Annotated in this window: 15 protein-coding genes; 11 read left to right on the top strand and 4 right to left on the bottom strand. The window is 73.7% G+C overall.

Annotation, left to right across the window (positions count from 1 at the left end):
- Positions 1-129 precede the first annotated feature (129 nt).
- The 3 genes from CCN33_RS24810 (at position 130) to CCN33_RS24800 (ending at position 2,667) form a co-directional block, all read left to right on the top strand.
- Entirely contained in the window at positions 130-819 is a 690-nt protein-coding gene (locus CCN33_RS24810) for a class I SAM-dependent methyltransferase (RefSeq protein WP_086695705.1), read from the top strand.
- A 53-nt stretch (positions 820-872) separates the two neighbouring features.
- Positions 873-1,757: an N-acetylmuramoyl-L-alanine amidase gene (locus CCN33_RS24805; RefSeq protein ID WP_208621878.1), complete on the top strand. Its 885-nt coding sequence runs from the start codon at positions 873-875 to the stop codon at positions 1,755-1,757.
- Between the two features lie 85 nt (positions 1,758-1,842).
- On the top strand, positions 1,843-2,667 hold the full coding sequence (locus CCN33_RS24800) for a DUF5336 domain-containing protein (protein WP_086695704.1): 825 nt from the start codon (positions 1,843-1,845) through the stop codon (positions 2,665-2,667).
- Between the two features lie 58 nt (positions 2,668-2,725).
- Here CCN33_RS24800 and CCN33_RS24795 read toward each other — a convergent pair whose 3' ends face one another.
- Positions 2,726-3,274 (bottom strand): hypothetical protein, encoded by a 549-nt coding sequence (locus CCN33_RS24795; protein WP_086695703.1) that lies wholly within the window; start codon positions 3,272-3,274, stop codon positions 2,726-2,728.
- 159 nt (positions 3,275-3,433) lie between these two features.
- Between CCN33_RS24795 and CCN33_RS24790 the strand changes: the two genes are divergently transcribed.
- Positions 3,434-3,721, top strand: coding sequence for a hypothetical protein (locus tag CCN33_RS24790; protein ID WP_086695702.1), 288 nt, complete (start codon positions 3,434-3,436; stop codon positions 3,719-3,721).
- 27 nt (positions 3,722-3,748) lie between these two features.
- Here CCN33_RS24790 and CCN33_RS24785 read toward each other — a convergent pair whose 3' ends face one another.
- The 3 genes from CCN33_RS24785 to CCN33_RS24775 are packed head-to-tail and all read right to left on the bottom strand — an operon-like array spanning position 3,749 to position 6,983.
- Complete coding sequence (locus CCN33_RS24785) at positions 3,749-4,819, bottom strand: prenyltransferase/squalene oxidase repeat-containing protein (RefSeq protein WP_086695701.1); 1,071 nt, start codon at positions 4,817-4,819, stop codon at positions 3,749-3,751.
- Positions 4,816-5,565, bottom strand: a complete 750-nt coding sequence (locus CCN33_RS24780) for a class I SAM-dependent methyltransferase (RefSeq protein WP_086695700.1) — start codon at positions 5,563-5,565, stop codon at positions 4,816-4,818. The genes CCN33_RS24785 and CCN33_RS24780 overlap by 4 nt, the downstream gene beginning before the upstream one ends.
- Positions 5,559-6,983, bottom strand: coding sequence for a glycosyltransferase family 4 protein (locus CCN33_RS24775; protein ID WP_086695699.1), 1,425 nt, complete (start codon positions 6,981-6,983; stop codon positions 5,559-5,561). Before CCN33_RS24775 ends, CCN33_RS24780 begins: the two co-directional genes overlap by 7 nt.
- Positions 6,984-7,390: 407 nt before the next feature.
- Between CCN33_RS24775 and CCN33_RS24770 the strand changes: the two genes are divergently transcribed.
- From CCN33_RS24770 to CCN33_RS24740, 7 genes are all read left to right on the top strand, one after another.
- Positions 7,391-8,593, top strand: coding sequence for an SCO2321 family membrane protein (locus CCN33_RS24770; RefSeq protein WP_086695698.1), 1,203 nt, complete (start codon positions 7,391-7,393; stop codon positions 8,591-8,593).
- A complete protein-coding gene (locus CCN33_RS24765; RefSeq protein WP_086695697.1) occupies positions 8,590-9,225 on the top strand; it encodes an SCO2322 family protein in 636 nt (211 codons plus the stop codon). Before CCN33_RS24770 ends, CCN33_RS24765 begins: the two co-directional genes overlap by 4 nt.
- Complete coding sequence (locus CCN33_RS24760; protein WP_244173926.1) at positions 9,218-10,342, top strand: energy-coupling factor transporter transmembrane protein EcfT; 1,125 nt, start codon at positions 9,218-9,220, stop codon at positions 10,340-10,342. The genes CCN33_RS24765 and CCN33_RS24760 overlap by 8 nt, the downstream gene beginning before the upstream one ends.
- Complete coding sequence (locus CCN33_RS24755; RefSeq protein WP_086695696.1) at positions 10,339-11,988, top strand: ABC transporter ATP-binding protein; 1,650 nt, start codon at positions 10,339-10,341, stop codon at positions 11,986-11,988. The genes CCN33_RS24760 and CCN33_RS24755 overlap by 4 nt, the downstream gene beginning before the upstream one ends.
- Positions 11,985-12,806: an ECF transporter S component gene (locus CCN33_RS24750; protein WP_086695695.1), complete on the top strand. Its 822-nt coding sequence runs from the start codon at positions 11,985-11,987 to the stop codon at positions 12,804-12,806. Before CCN33_RS24755 ends, CCN33_RS24750 begins: the two co-directional genes overlap by 4 nt.
- 302 nt (positions 12,807-13,108) lie before the next feature.
- On the top strand, positions 13,109-13,525 hold the full coding sequence (locus CCN33_RS24745) for an aggregation-promoting factor C-terminal-like domain-containing protein (RefSeq protein ID WP_086695694.1): 417 nt from the start codon (positions 13,109-13,111) through the stop codon (positions 13,523-13,525).
- 121 nt (positions 13,526-13,646) lie between these two features.
- Positions 13,647-14,342, top strand: coding sequence for a YoaK family protein (locus CCN33_RS24740; protein WP_086695693.1), 696 nt, complete (start codon positions 13,647-13,649; stop codon positions 14,340-14,342).
- The last annotated feature ends 666 nt before the right edge of the window (positions 14,343-15,008 follow it).

Here is a 15,008-nt window from a genome sequence, read left to right as displayed (position 1 = left end):
GGGGTTCCTCTCGGTCGTGCTGCGTCCTTCTCGGCGCCTCATGCTGCCGCACCCCCCGTCGCTCCCCGGCGGGGGGTGCGGCAGCATGAGGCGCCGAGAAGGACGCAGCACGACCGAGAGGAACCCCTCATGCCCGCCGCACCCTCCCCCAAGCTCTCGGCTCCGGTCGAGCAGGGGGGACCCTCGTCGGAGATCCTGGCCGCGTTCCAGGCCGCGAAGGGGTTCATGCCCGTGGACGAGGGGCTGGCGCTGTACGCGGCCGCGGTGGAGGCCGGGCGGCTCGGGCTGCCGCTGCTGGAGGTGGGCACCTACTGCGGGCGCTCCACCGTGCTGCTCGCGGACGCGGCCCGCGAGGCGGGGGTCACCGCGCTCACCGTCGACCATCACCGGGGCAGCGAGGAGCAGCAGCCGGGCTGGGACTACCACGACCCGGAGACCGTCGACCCCGAGGTCGGCCTGATGGACACCCTCCCCACCTTCCGCCGCACCCTGCACCGGGCGGGTCTGGAGGACCACGTGATCGCGCTGGTCGGCCGCTCCCCGCAGATCGCCAAGGTGTGGAACTCCCCCGTGGCGCTGGTGTTCGTCGACGGCGGCCACACCGACGAGCACGCGAACGCCGACTACGAGGGCTGGGCCCCGCACCTCGCGCCCGGCGGCCTGCTGGTCGTCCACGACGTGTTCCCGGAGCCGGAGGACGAGTTCACCGGTCAGGCGCCCTACCGCGTGTACCTGCGGGCGCTGGCCTCGGGCGCGTTCACCGAGGTCTCGGCGACGGGCTCGCTGCGGGTGCTGAAGCGCACCGGGGACGATATCTGACGGCTCGTCAGAGATGCGCGGGCCGGGCCGGCCCCGTCCGTTAGGGTGGCTGCGTGTCGTACGAAGGCCCGGAAGACGAAGCCCCCCAGCCGCGCCCCCGGCGCGCGCTGACCATCACGTTCGCCGCGCTGGTGCCGGTCGCCCTGCTCGGCTGGCTGGCCTACTCGGCACTCGGCGACGAGCCGGGCCGCCCGGCGGCCGCCCCTAGCCCGTCGGCCTCCGCGGCGCCGGGCGGCACGAGCAGCCCCTCGCCGAGTGCGGGCTCACTCGCCGGGAAGGTCGTCGTCGTCGACCCCGGCCACAACACGGGCAACTTCCGGCACACGGCCGAGATCAACAAGCAGGTGGACATCGGCACCGGCAAGAAGGAGTGCGACACCACCGGCACCGCCACCAACGCCGGGTACCTGGAGGCCAAGTTCACGCTGGACCTCGCCCACCGGCTGCGGGCGCTGCTGGAGAGGCAGGGCGCCACGGTCGAGCTGACCCACGACGGCGACCGCGCGTGGGGGCCGTGCGTGGACGAGCGGGCCCGGATCGGCAACACCGCCCACGCGGACGCGGCGATCTCGCTGCACGCGGACGGCTCGGCCGAGGGCAACCGGGGCTTCCACGTGATCGTTCCGGGCCCGGTGCACGCGGGCGCCGCGGACACCCGGCCGATCGTCGCCCCCTCCAGGAAACTGGGTTCGCTGGTCGCGGGCGGCTACCGCCGCACCACCGGCGAACCGTTCTCCAACTACCTGGGCGACGGCACCGGGACGGTCACGCGCACGGACCTCGGCGGTCTCAATCTGTCAACGGTTCCGAAGGTGTTCATCGAGTGCGGAAACATGCGGGACACGTCCGACGTGGCCCTGCTGACCAGCGGTCCCTGGCGGCAGAAGGCCGCGCAGGGGATCTCTGAGGGAATCGTGAGTTTCCTGCACGAGTCGTGACCGCCGGGCGAAACCGTCCGCACAGCGGATCACGCGGACGGTACTGTCTACCGACGACGAGACGACCTACGAAGGACCTGATGAAGTGAATATCCGATCCCTCACCAGAGGCGACGGCGTGGTGATCGGAGCGGCGCTACTGCTGCTCATCGCGTCGTTCTTCGACAACTTTTCGTACGACGACCTTCCCGGCGACGTCGACATGCCGAACCTCTGGGAGAGCGGCCCGGTCCTGCTCAGCGTCGTCCTGGCAGGTCTGATCGCCGCCGGGCTCGTCGTCGCCGCCCGCGCGCTGCCGCAGCCCCGCAAAATCGCCGGTCTCGAACTCGGTGCCTTCGGCGTGGCGTTCGCGGTGTTCGCCGCGTGGAGCGCGCTGGGCAATGTGATCGACCCGGTCGGCGGCCTGGACAACATCACCGCCGGCTCCAAGTCGCCGAGCGCGGGCACCGGTCTGATCCTGGCGCTGGTCGCCACGCTGATCCTGGCGGGCGCCGCCGTCGCCACCCCGCTGGTCCCGGCGCTCCAGGCCGCGCTGATCCCGGCACCCAAGCCGGCCGCCCCGCAGCCCTACGGCGCGCAACCGCCCCAGGGTTACGGCTACCCCGGCGCCCCGGCCGCGTCCTTCGGCGGCGGCCAGCCGCAGCAGGCCCAGGCGTTCGGCCAGGGTGCCCCGCAGGGCGTTCCGGCGCCGCAGCAGCCGGCGCCCGCCGCCGACTTCTCGCCCTTCTGGTTCGCCGTCCCGGTGACCCGTCCGCTGTTCGCGGAGGACGGCTCGCCGAGCCCGGTCGCCGAACTGGCCCCCGGCACCTGGTACCTGGCCGTCGAGCAGCGCGGTGCCGCGCTGCTCGCGCAGACCCAGGACGGCCGTCGCGGCGTCCTCCAGGACACCTCGGGCATCCAGCGCGGCTGAGCCCCGGAACCGTCGTACGCGGCCCTCCGCCCCTTCCGGGCGGGGGGCCGCGGCCGTGTCATCCCTTGGAGAGGTCCGAGGAGGACGGCACGTGGTCCTTGACCGGTGCGCCCGCGCTCGCACCCGCGCTCTTCACCTTGTCGACGGTGTCCTCGAACGCGCCCATCGCGTCCGTGTCGCCGCTGCGCAGCTTGGACGGCAGGTTCTTCAGGCTCTCGATGCCCGCGGTGAGCGGGGCCAGCGCCTTGCTCAGGGTGGGGTCGCCCTCGGCGTTCTGCTGGGCGGCCTTGAGCCGGTTGTAGGCGAAGGCACCGGCGAGGCCCGCCTTGACGAGGGCCACCTTGCGGCCGTCGGCGCCCTTCCTGAAGGTGCCGGCCCGCCAGGGCTTCACGATCCACTGATAGGTCGCCCCGGCCGCGAGGCCCGCGTTGGCGACGAACCGGCTCTTGGCGAACTTCTGGCGTTCGGCGGAGGTACTGGGGGTCGGGGAGGCCGCGGCGGGCATCTTGGTGCTGGTCTTGTCGTCACTGCCGCAGGCGGCGGTACCGGCCAGCAGGGCGCAGCACAGGATGAGCGCCACCCAGGTGCGGCGCAGCGGAACGGGCACGCGGTCCTCCGGACGTGATTCCCCGAGCGGGTGTCTCTGGTCCGAAGCCTTGCCCGCCCTCCCGGCCGCCGCCAGCCGGGAGGCCCGTACGGGTCGTCGGGCCCGCTATTACTGGCCTGTGGCCGGTTTCAGGGGGCGTCCGGCGGCAATTCGAACACCATGTCTCGATACCACTCAGGCACCAACCAGGCCGGCCGTGTCATCGCCGTCGTAGCGGACGTGATGGCCCTCATCCTCGGTCTGTGGATCTTGATGTACCTGTTGGACGCGAACCGGGGCAACACCCTGGTCGAGTTCGTCCATGACACGGCCTCCTGGCTGGCCGGCTGGTCCCACGACCTCTTCACCTTCGACGAGGCGTGGGCCCGGGTCGTCGCCGGCTACGGACTGGCCGCCGTGGTCTACCTGTTCATCGGCCACGCCATCGCCGGCCGCATGCACCGCTGACCCTCGCCCGCCGGGCCCCGCCTGCGGCTAGTCGCAGCAGTCGGGGTCCAGGCCGCGGGGCAGCAGGTCGCCGCCGAAGACGGCGCCGGTCGCGTCGTGGCCACCGAGGGCCGCGACCGCCAGCAGCAGCGAGCCGGCGGTCCAACTGGTCAGTTCGCGCGGCCAGATGGCGTCGTCGTCGAAGACGTAGCCGGTCCAGTACAGGCCGGACTCGTCGTCGCGCAGGTGCTGGATGGACTGGAGTATCTCCAGCGCGCGGTCGGACTCGCCCGTCGCCCAGAGGGCCAGGGCGAGTTCGCAGGACTCGCCGCCGGTCACCCAGGGGTTGGGGACGACGCAGCGCACGCCCAGGCCGGGAACGACGAAGCGGTCCCACCCGTCCTCGACGCGCTCCTTGGCCTCGGCTCCGGTGACGGCGCCGCCGAGCACCGGGTAGTACCAGTCCATCGAGTACTGGTTCTTGTCGAGGAACCGCTCGGGGTGCCTGCGGATCGCGTGCCGCAGCGCGCCCACCGCCAACTCCCAGTCGGGCTGCGGCTCTTCGCGCTGGTCGGCGATGGCGAGCGCACAGCGCAGGGCGTGGTGGACGGAGGAGCTGCCGGTGAGCAGGGCGTCCTCGGTGGGGGTGCCGTCCTCGGCGCGCCGCCAGCCGATCTGGCCGCCGGGCTGCTGGAGCCGGAGCACCCATTCGACGGCCGCGTACACGGTGGGCCACATCCGGTCCAGGAACGTGTCGTCCCCGGTGGACAGGTAGTGGTGCCAGACGCCGACGGCTATGTAGGCGACGAAGTTGGACTCGCGGGCGCGGTCGGTGACGTCGTCGTGGGCGCCGTCGGCGTAGGCGGCGTACCAGGAGCCGTCCTCGTTCTGGTGGTCGGCGAGCCAGCGGTAGGCGCGCTCGGCGGCCGCGTGCTCCCCGGCCGCGTCGAGGGCCATGGCGGCCTCGGTGTGGTCCCAGGGGTCGAGGTGGTGGCCGCGGAACCAGGGGATCGCGCCGTCGGGGCGCTGCACCGCGAGGATGCCCCGGACGGTGTCGGCGGCCTGCTCGGCGGTGAGGACCCCGGTCAGCACGAGGTGGTCGGTCCGGGGTGTGGTCACGGGGCGTCCGTCCCGGCTTCGGCGAGGCGGGGCAGGTGCGGCTTGGTGGCGTAGGCGACGAAGCTCTTGCCGATCAGCGGGTTGAGCGCCTGCTCGGCCACGCGGGTGGCGAGCGGCTTCTTCATGATGTCCCAGACCAGCAGCTTGTGGTACGCCCGCACCGGCAGCGCCTTGTCGTTGTCGACGCCGAAGGCGCACTTGAGCCACCAGTACGGCGAGTGCAGGGCGTGCGCGTGGTGGGTGCCGTACGGCTTGAGGCCGGCGCCGCGCATCTTGGCGAGGAGTTCCTCGGCCCGGTAGATGCGGATGTGGCCGCCCTCGACCTCGTGGTAGGCGTCGGAGAGCGCCCAGCAGATCTTCTCGGGACCGTACCGGGGCACGGTGACGGCTATCCGGCCGCCGGGCTTGAGGACGCGGACCATCTCGGCGAGGACGCCCTTGTCGTCGGGGATGTGCTCCATCACCTCGGAGATGATGACGACGTCGAAGGACTCGTCGGGGAAGGGCAGCGCGAGGGCGTCGCCCTCCATCGCGGTGGCGGTGGCGCCCTCGGGGGCCTCGCCGGCCTCCTTCATCGCCGCGAACCACTTGGCGACCTCGCGGATTTCCTCCGCGTTCTGGTCGAGGGCCACGACCTGGGCGCCGCGCCGGTAGCACTCGAAGGCGTGCCGGCCGGCACCGCAGCCGAGGTCCAGGACACGGTCGCCGGGGGCGAGCGGGAACCGGGAGAAGTCGACGGTCAGCACGTGGCCCTGCTTTCGGAGGAGCTTTCGGAAGGTGCCGCGGCACCCGCCGCGACGGCGACGGGGCGGCCGGGGACGGCTGCGGGAAGAGGTCTGACGCGCGGGCGCGCCCGGTCGATCTCCTCGCGGTAGCGCGCCACGGTGCCCTCGGCCGCGCGGGCCCAGGTGAAGCGGGCGAGCACCCGCTCGCGGCCGGCCGCGCCGAGCCGGGCGCGCAGTTCCCGGTCGCCGAGCAGCCGGGTGAGGGCGGCGGCCAGCGCGCCCGCGTCGCCGGGGGGCACGGCCAGGCAGGTCTCGCCGTCGGTCCCGGCGACCTCGGGAATCGCGCCCCCGGTGGTGGCGACCAGCGGGGTGGCGGTGGCCATGGCCTCGGCGGCGGGCAGCGAGAACCCCTCGTACAGCGAGGGCACACAGGCGACTTCGGCGGAACGGATCAGGTCGACCAGCTCGGCGTCGGAGATGCCCTTGACGAACTCGACGGCGTCCTCCAGCCCGTACCGCTCGATCGCCTGGGCGACCGGGCCCTCCTGGGGGCGCTTGCCGACGACGACGAGGTGGGCGTGCGGCTGTTCGGCGCGCACCTTGGCGAGGGCCTCGACCAGGAACACCAGGCCCTTGAGGGGCACGTCGGCGCTGGAGGTGGTGACGATCCGGCCCGGCACCTCGGGCACGGCCGGACTGGGCGCGAAGAGGGTGGTGTCGGCGCCGATGTGGACGACGTGCACCCGGTCCTGGCGTACGCCGAGGTGGTCGACGATCTCCTGGCGGGAGCTGCCGGAGACGGTGAGCACGGAGGGCAGTCGGCGGGCGACGCGCTTCTGCATCCGGGTGAAGGCGTACCAGCGGCGCACCGACAGGCGGCGCTTGAGGTCTTCGGCGGCGTCGAGTTCGAGCTGCCGGTCGACGGTTATGGGGTGGTGGATGGTGGTGACCAGGGGGGCACCGAGGTCGCCGAGGAGGCCGTAGCCGAGCGTCTGGTTGTCGTGGACGACATCGAACTCGCCCTTACGGGCGCGCAGCTGACGTCCGGCGCGCAGGGAGAAGGTGAGCGGCTCGGGGAAGCCGCCGGTCCACATCGTGGCGACCTCGAGGGCGTCGACCCAGTCCCGGTATTCGCCCCGCCCGGGGGTGCGGAAGGGGTCGGGCTGGCGGTAGAGGTCGAGGCTGGGCAGCTCGGTGAGGCTCAACCGGCCCGCGTAGGCACCCGGTTCATCGTGCTCGTCGAGCACGGGGTAGGGCTGGGAGCCGATGACCTCCACCCGGTGGCCCAGGCGGGCGAGTTCACGGGAGAGATGGCGGACGTAGACGCCCTGGCCACCGCAGAAGGGGTTGCCCTTGTAGGTGAGGAGCGCGATACGGAGCGGTCGCTCGCCGTCGGCGGCGGTGCCCGGGGGAGCCGCCTGACTGGCCTCAGCGGTCACTCTGGGCCCCCTTCTGCCTGCACGGTCCCGCGAGACTACGACGGGACGACAATCCGGAACAACTTTCAGACTTGATCATCCAAGAGGCTCCGAATCTACCGGCAGGTAGGGGCGCTGGGAGCAGTGGATCAGGTGATTCACGCCACGACCGGCGGCTTTGCGGCCCCCGGTAAGGTGGCCGGGTCGTCATACACCTGTACGGGGGGAAGCCGGTGCGATTCCGGCGCTGACCCGCAACCGTCATCCGGCGCCCACGGGCCCGGTGAGCCGGAACGCCCCGACGGGAGGTTGACCGGCTCACGTGCGGGGCGCTGTGCCCCGCACGGCACCGTCGAGGCATACGGGGCCGGGCCGCCGGGGTGGTTCCCGTGCGCGTCGGCCCCTCGCAGGAGAGGCAGTCGCCGACCATGAACGTCCGCCGCAGTGCCGCGGCTCTCGCCGCCATAGGCGTGCTGGCCGCAGCCGCGCCCGCCACGGCCGCCCCGTCCCCGAAGGTGACGGTCCCGGCCGGGCTGTTCGGCAAGGGCGACCCCACGTACGACGGCGTCTGGCGCCAGTCCCTCGCCCTGCTCGCGCAGCACACCGCCGGTGAGAAGCCCGCGGACCAGGCCGTGACGTGGCTGACCGGCCAGCAGTGCGCCGACGGCGGCTTCGCCTCCTTCCGCGCCGACACCGGCACCGCGTGCGGCGGCAAGGGCGCGCAGGCGGACACCAACAGCACGGCCGCCGCCGTCCAGGCGCTCGCCACGCTCGGCGGGCACGACGACGTGACCGGCAAGGCCGTCACCTGGCTGAAGGCCCAGCAGAACAAGGACGGCGGCTGGGGCTACTCCCCCGGCGGCCCGAGCGACACCAACTCCACCTCCGTCGTGGTGGGCGCGTTGGCCGCCGCCGGTGAGAAGCCGGCCGAGCTGCGCGGCAAGGGGAGGACCCCGGATCAGGCGCTGGCCTCGCTGGCCGTGCCCTGCGCCCAGAAGGGCGGCGGCGCGCTCGCCTTCCAGCCGGACAAGAAGGGCAAGCTGGAGGCCAACGCGGACGCCACGGCCGCCGGTGTGCTCGGCGCGCTCGGCAAGGGCTTCGTCGTGGCGCCCGGCAAGGCCCGCGACAAGGCCCCCGCCTGTACCTCGGACGGCAAGGCGACCCCGGCCCGGCTGGCGGACAACGCCTCCGCCCATCTCATCGGCGCCGTCTCCAAGTCCGGCCACCTGATGTCCGCGATGCCCGGCGCCGAGGACCAGCCCGACTTCGGCAACACCGCCGACACCGTGGTGGCGCTGGCCGCCGACGGCTGGACGAAGCAGGCCAGGGCCCCGTACGCCTGGCTGGAGAAGAACGCCGCGAAGTGGGCCCAGCAGAGCGGCCCCGCCGCCTACGCCCAGCTCGTCCTGAGCGCGCACGCGGTCGGCGCCGACCCGCACGACTTCGGCGGGACCGATCTGGTCCGTGCCCTGGACAAGCTGGGCCCGGCCCCGGCGAAGCAGGCCGCCGCGCCGGAGAAGAAGGCCACCGAGAAGTCCGGCAACAGCGTGTGGTGGATCATCGGCGTGGGCCTGGTCGCCGGTATCGGCGTCGGCTTCCTGTTCAGCGGCCGGAAGAAGAACCGCCCGTGACCTCGGTCCGCCGTGCCGCGGCCGTGCTGGTCGCGGCCCTCCTCGTCCTCACCGCCGCCGCCGGGGCGCGGGCCGCCGGATACCGGTACTGGTCCTTCTGGGACCGTTCCGGCGACCGGTGGACGTACGCCACCCAGGGCCCGGCCTCCGAGCGCCCCGACGACGGCTCGGTGCGGGGCTTCCGGTTCGCGGTCAGCGCGGACTCCTCGGACGCGGACCGGCCGCGCGGCGCGGCGGACTTCGGCTCGATCTGCGCGAAGACGCCCGCGAAGGCGGGCACCAAGCGGGTCGCGCTCGTTCTCGACTTCGGCACCAGGGCGGACGCTCCCTCCGGGGAGAGCCCGCCCGCCACGCGTACGGTGTGCGCCCGCGTCTCTCCGGACGCGAGCACCGCCGAGGCCCTGGCCGAGGCCGCGGGGCCGCTTCGCTACGACAGCAACGCCCTGCTGTGCGCCATCGCCGGTTACCCGGCGCGGGGGTGCGGGGAGCAGGTCGCGGCGGACGAGAAGCCCTCCCCCAGGGCCGCCCCGAAGGACGACGGCCCCTCCCTCGGTCTCCCCCTCGGCATAGGCGTCGTCGCCGTGCTCGGCGGGGCGGCGTTCTGGCAGGCGCGGCGGCGCCGGGATGCCTGACACCGGCGTCCGCGCCGCCCGTACCACCGTGCCCGTCCGCAGGCGGACACGCTTCGAACTGCACCCCGGTGCCTGGTGGTTGTGGTCGCTCGGGCTCGGCACCGCCGCCACCCGCACGACCAACCCGCTGCTGCTCGCCCTGCTGGTGGCGGTGGCGGGCCATGTGGTGGCGGTCCACCGCTCCAGCGCGCCGTGGGCCCGCTCGTACACGGCGTTCGCCAAGCTGGCCGTCGCCGTGCTGCTGATCCGGCTGGCATTCACGGCCGTGCTCGGCTCGCCGGTGCCGGGTACGCATGTGCTGTTCACCCTGCCCGAGATCCCGCTGCCCGCCTGGGCGCAGGGCATCCGGCTGGGCGGCCCGGTGTCGGCGGAGGCGCTGCTGTTCTCCGGCTACAACGGCCTGAAACTGGCGGCCCTCCTGGTCTGCGTCGGCGCCGCGAACGCCCTGGCCGCCCCGGCCAGGCTGCTCAAGTCGCTGCCGGGCGCGCTGTACGAGGCGGGGGTGGCGGTGGTGGTCGCGCTGACCTTCGCCCCGCATCTCATCGCCGACGTGCAGCGACTACGCGCCGCCCGTCGTCTCCGGGGGCGCCCGGACCGGGGGCTGCGGGGGCTTTTCCAGGTCGGACTCCCGGTTCTGGAGGGCGCGTTGGAGCGCTCGGTCGCGCTGGCCGCCGCGATGGACGCCCGCGGCCACGGCCGTACCGCCGAGGTGCCCGCGCGGGTGCGCCGTACGACGACCGCGCTCACCCTGGGCGGGCTGCTCGGGGTGTGCGCGGGCACGTACGGGCTGCTCACCGCCGAGGGCGGGGTGTACGGGCTGCCGGTGCTGCTCGCCGGGGCGCTGGCCGCGCTCGCCGGGCTGCGCCTGGGCGGCCGGCGTTCGCCGCGCACCCGGTACCGGCCGGCGCCGTGGGGGGTGCGGGCGTGGCTGGTGGCGGGGTCGGGCGCGGCCGTCGCCGCGCTGCTCGCGCTGGCCTCCGTACGGGATCCGGGCGCACTGCACCCCGGTGTCGTCCCGCTGGCCGCACCCGTGCTGCCGCTGTGGCCCGCCGCCGCCATCCTGCTGGGCCTGCTGCCCGTGCTCGTCGTACCCCAGGACCGCAAGGAGCCGTCGTGATCCGCTTCGAGGACGTCGCCGTCACGTACGACGGGGCCGCCGGACCGACCGTCCGGGGCGTGGACTTCGAGGTGCCCGAGGGTGAACTCGTGCTGCTCGTCGGCCCGTCGGGGGTGGGCAAGTCGACGATCCTGAACGCGGTCAGCGGACTGGTCCCGCACTTCACCGGGGGCACCCTGCGCGGCCGGGTCACGGTGGCGGGGCGGGACACCCGCTCCCACAAGCCGCGCGAACTGGCCGACGTGGTCGGCACGGTGGGCCAGGACCCGCTCGCGCACTTCGTCACGGACACCGTGGAGGACGAACTCGCCTACGGCATGGAGTCGTTGGGGCTGGCTCCGGAGGTGATGCGGCGCCGGGTGGAGGAGACGCTCGACCTGCTGGGCCTCGCCGATCTGCGGGACCGTTCCATCGGCACCCTCTCCGGCGGGCAGCGCCAGCGGGTCGCCATCGGCTCGGTGCTCACCCCGCACCCCCGCGTACTGGTCCTGGACGAGCCGACCTCGGCGCTGGACCCGGCCGCGGCGGAGGAGGTCCTCGCGGTCCTGCAACGCCTGGTGCACGACCTGGGCACCACGGTCCTCATGGCGGAACACCGGCTGGAGCGGGTCGTCCAGTACGCCGACCAGGTGGTGCTGCTGCCCGCCCCCGGCGCTCCCCCGGTCCTCGGCGCCCCGGCCGACATGATGGCCGTCTCCCCGGTGATCCCGCCGGTGGTCGAGCTGGGCCGGCTGGCCGGCTGGAGCCCGTTGCCGCTGACCGTCCGGGACGCGCGGCGCAGGGCGGGCTCGCTGCGGGAGAGCCTCGCCGGCGCCGAGCCGGAGTCCCCCCGTCTCTCCCAGGTCACCGCCGTCCCGTCCCGCCGCCGTTTCCGGCGCTCCTCGCCCGCCGAGCCGCAGGTCGCCGAGGTCCGGGGCCTCGCCGTGCGGCGTGGCCGGGTCGACGCGCTGCGGGGCGTCGACCTGACCGTCGGCCCCGGCGAGACCGTCGCCCTCATGGGCCGCAACGGCGCCGGGAAGTCCACGCTGCTCGCCTCCCTGGTCGGGCTCGTCGCGCCCACCTCCGGTTCCGTCCTGGCCGGCGGGGCCGCCCCGCACCGGCTGAAGCCCGCCGAACTGGTGCGCCGGGTCGGCCTGGTGCCGCAGGAGCCGCGCGATCTGCTGTACGCCGACACGGTGGGCGCCGAGTGCGCGGCCGCCGACAAGGACGCGGACGCCGCTCCCGGAACCTGCCGGGCCCTGGTGTCGGAGCTGCTGCCGGGCATCACCGACGACACCCACCCCCGCGACCTCTCCGAGGGTCAGCGCCTCGCCCTGGCACTCGCCGTCGTCCTGACGGCGCGCCCCCCGCTGCTCCTGCTGGACGAGCCGACGCGCGGCCTGGACTACGCGGCCAAGGCCCGCCTGGTCGCCGTGCTGCGCGGGCTGGCGGCCGAGGGGCACGCCCTGGTGCTGGCCACGCACGACGTGGAGCTGGCCGCCGAGATCGCGCACCGGGTGGTGCTGCTGGCGGACGGCGAGGTGATAGCGGACGGTGCCACGGCCGACATCGTGGTGTCCTCGCCCTCCTTCGCGCCGCAGGTCACCAAGATCCTGGCCCCGCAGCCCTGGCTGACGGTCTCCGAGGTACGGAAGGCACTGGCATGACGTCCTCCGCCGTACGGGCCGTGCGCCTCGGTCCCCGTTCCGTCGCCGCGCTCGTGCTGGTCGGCGCGGTGGGGGTGGCGGCGTTCGGGTGGCCGTTCCTCGCGCCGCCGGACTCGCAGGTCGGCGCGCATGCCGAGGACGCGCCCTGGCTGTTCGCGGGGCTGCTGGTGCTGCTGGTCGCGGTGGTGGCGGCGACCATCTCGGAGTCGGGTCTCGGTCCCAAGGCCGTCGCCATGCTGGGGGTGCTCGCGGCGACCGGAGCGGCCCTGCGGCCGATCGGCGCGGGTACGGCGGGCATCGAGCCGATGTTCTTCCTGCTGGTGCTCAGCGGGCGGGTGCTCGGGCCGGGCTTCGGGTTCGTACTCGGCTCGGTGACGATGTTCGCGTCCGCGCTGCTGACCGGCGGGGTCGGGCCGTGGATGCCGTTCCAGATGCTGGCGATGGGCTGGTTCACCATGGGCGCGGGCCTGCTGCCGGGCGCCGCCCGCCTGCGCGGCCGCTCCGAGCTGGTGATGCTCGCCTGTTACGGCTTTCTCGCCGCCTTCGCCTACGGCACGGTCATGAACCTGGCGGGCTGGCCGTTCATGGGAACCATGGCGTCGAACATATCCTTCGACCCGCACGCGACGGTCCCCGCAAACCTGGCCCGCTTCCTCGCCTACTGCCTGGCCACCTCCATGGGCTGGGACCTGGGCCGGGCGGTCTGCACGGTGGTCCTCACCCTGGCCCTCGGCCCGGCCGTGCTGCGCGCCCTGCGCCGGGCCACCCGGCGGGCCGCCTTCGAGACGCCGGTCACCTTCGACGCGCCCGGTGCGTGAGGCAGCCCATATGACCGAGGTCACCTACGACCCCGGATCATAGACCTTTACGCCCGTTATGCACCTTCTTGCAACCCGTCTGACCTGGACTTTGAGAGCCAGGTCACATACGCGCGCATTCCCGACGGTCCGGCCACAACTAGTAAAGAGGGGTATTGCGGACGTTTCGGAAGCTTGCTTCTCTGGAGGCCGTCGCCAGGCGCCACGGTCCTCACGGGCCGCGGCGCCGACGCCTGCGGCCACCACGCGGAGCGTGCTGGAACGCGAACGGCGACCCGTCGTCCCCCACGTAAGAGGTTCTCGTGTCGTTCTCCGCCCTCCGCCGCATCGTCTCCCCGAAGAAGGCCGTCACCGTGGCCGCCCTGGCCGCCGGTGTCGCCGGTGTCGCCCTCGGCACCGCCCCCGCCCAGGCCGCGACCAACCCGGCGCCGTCCTCGGCGCAGTCCGTCGCGCACCGGATGATCCCGGACGCGGCGCAGTACAACGCGTTCAGCAAGATCGTCGAACACGAGAGCGGCTGGAACGTCTCCGCCAAGAACAGCTCCTCCGGCGCGTACGGCCTGGTGCAGGCCCTTCCGGCCTCCAAGATGTCCTCGGCCGGTTCCGACTGGAAGACCAACCCCGCCACCCAGATCAAGTGGGGCCTGGACTACATGAACTCCCGCTACGGCAGCCCCGCCCAGGCGTGGAACTTCTGGCAGGCCAACGGCTGGTACTGAGCCGCCTCGCGCGCGGGCCCTTCCCCGCACCGGGCCGTCCGGTGCCACGACCACCCACGGTCGACGGCCCGCCCCCTTTCCTTTCCGCACCCCCGCCACCGCTCGGCGAGGGTGCGCGCGCATGTCCGCACCCCCGTGGTCCACTGGTCCGGCCCCGCCCGCCCGACCGGAGGACGCGATGCCCAGGACGATGCGGCTCCCGTGGGTCCTGCTCGTACTGACCGTGGTGAGCGGGCTGATCGACGCCGTCGGCTATCTGGGCCTCGGCCGCGTCTTCACGGCCAACATGACCGGCAACGTGGTCATCCTCGGCTTCGCCGCGGTGGGCGCCCCCGGCTTCTCCGTACCCCTCACAGCCACCTCGCTGGGGTGCTTCCTCGTGGGCGCCGCGGCAGGCGGGCGGCTCACCTCCCGCGTCCGCCGTGCGACCCGGCCGACCCTTGTCGCGGAAGCCCTGCTGGTGGGCGCCTCGGCAGCCATCGCCCTGGCCTGGCCCGAACGCCCCGGCACCCGCTACGCCCTGATCGCCCTCACCGCGCTGGCCATGGGCCTGCGCAACGCCACCGTGCGCGCCCTGGGTGTCCCCGACCTCACCACCACGGTCCTGACCATGACCCTGACGGGCCTGGCCGCCGAGTCCCGCCTGGGCAGCGGCACCGCCGACCGCTCCCCGCGCCGCACAGCCGCGGTCCTCTCCATGTTCGCGGGCGCCTGCCTGGGCGCCTGGCTGGTCCTCCACCACGGCCTGGGCGTCCCTCTGCTCCTGGCGGCAGTGGCCTCAGCGGTCCTGGCGGTCCTGGCGCCGGACCGCGACTGACCCCGCTCCTGCTCGCCGCCGTCCCGGCAGCCCCCACCCTGTGCGGCCGAGCCGAGGGCCGGCTTCCGTACGTAGACCACCACCTGGGCACCCCACACCCGCACCCGCTCGCACTCCTCGAAGTGCTCCCTGAGCGTGCGCCGCTTGACCTCCTCCTGGGCGAAGGGGTCGAGGGGCTGGCCGTCGGGGTCGGCCAGGGCGATGGCGCGGGGCGTGGCCAAGAGGCGGGACCGGATGGTGTCCGGTGGTAGCTCCGTGCCCTGGAGGGTGTGGGAAGCGGCCGGGGAGCGGGCCAGGGCCACGTCGTGCAGGCGGGCGTACAGCGAGGGGTACGACAGCAGCCACTCGCGGCGGCGGGACGGGAGGAACAGCACGCCGTCGCCGGGGCGGGACAGTTTCCGTACGGTCTGGGCGACCGCCACCACGTCGTCCTTGCGGCTCTCCGGGGTCCGGACCGCCAGGGAGGCGGGGAGCAGGGCCAGGGCCAGCAGGCAGACGGCGGCCCTTCCCAGGTGCGCCGGCAACCGGTCCAGGGCGAGGCCGCCGAGAAGGGCCAGGCCGGTCAGGGCGTACAGGACGTAGCGGTCGACGTACCACGGCCGGAGCAGGGAGGCGGTGAGCAGGAGGCCGGGCGGGACGATCAGCAGGGGCAGGGCGAGCGCGGTC

This window comes from Streptomyces recifensis (assembly GCF_002154615.1).
Classification (GTDB): Bacteria; Actinomycetota; Actinomycetes; order Streptomycetales; family Streptomycetaceae; genus Streptomyces; species Streptomyces griseoluteus.
This window is presented reverse-complemented; position numbering and strand designations above follow the sequence as displayed.

Excerpts from the sequence above, each read along its gene's own strand:
- CCN33_RS24790 (WP_086695702.1), top strand. The coding sequence starts at position 3,434 with ATGTCTCGATACCACTCAGGCACCAACCAGGCCGGCCGTGTCATCGCC.
- CCN33_RS24750 (WP_086695695.1), top strand. The coding sequence starts at position 11,985 with ATGACGTCCTCCGCCGTACGGGCCGTGCGCCTCGGTCCCCGTTCCGTC.
- CCN33_RS24760 (WP_244173926.1), top strand. The coding sequence starts at position 9,218 with ATGCCTGACACCGGCGTCCGCGCCGCCCGTACCACCGTGCCCGTCCGC.
- CCN33_RS24770 (WP_086695698.1), top strand. The coding sequence starts at position 7,391 with ATGAACGTCCGCCGCAGTGCCGCGGCTCTCGCCGCCATAGGCGTGCTG.
- CCN33_RS24740 (WP_086695693.1), top strand. The coding sequence starts at position 13,647 with ATGTCCGCACCCCCGTGGTCCACTGGTCCGGCCCCGCCCGCCCGACCG.
- CCN33_RS24810 (WP_086695705.1), top strand. The coding sequence starts at position 130 with ATGCCCGCCGCACCCTCCCCCAAGCTCTCGGCTCCGGTCGAGCAGGGG.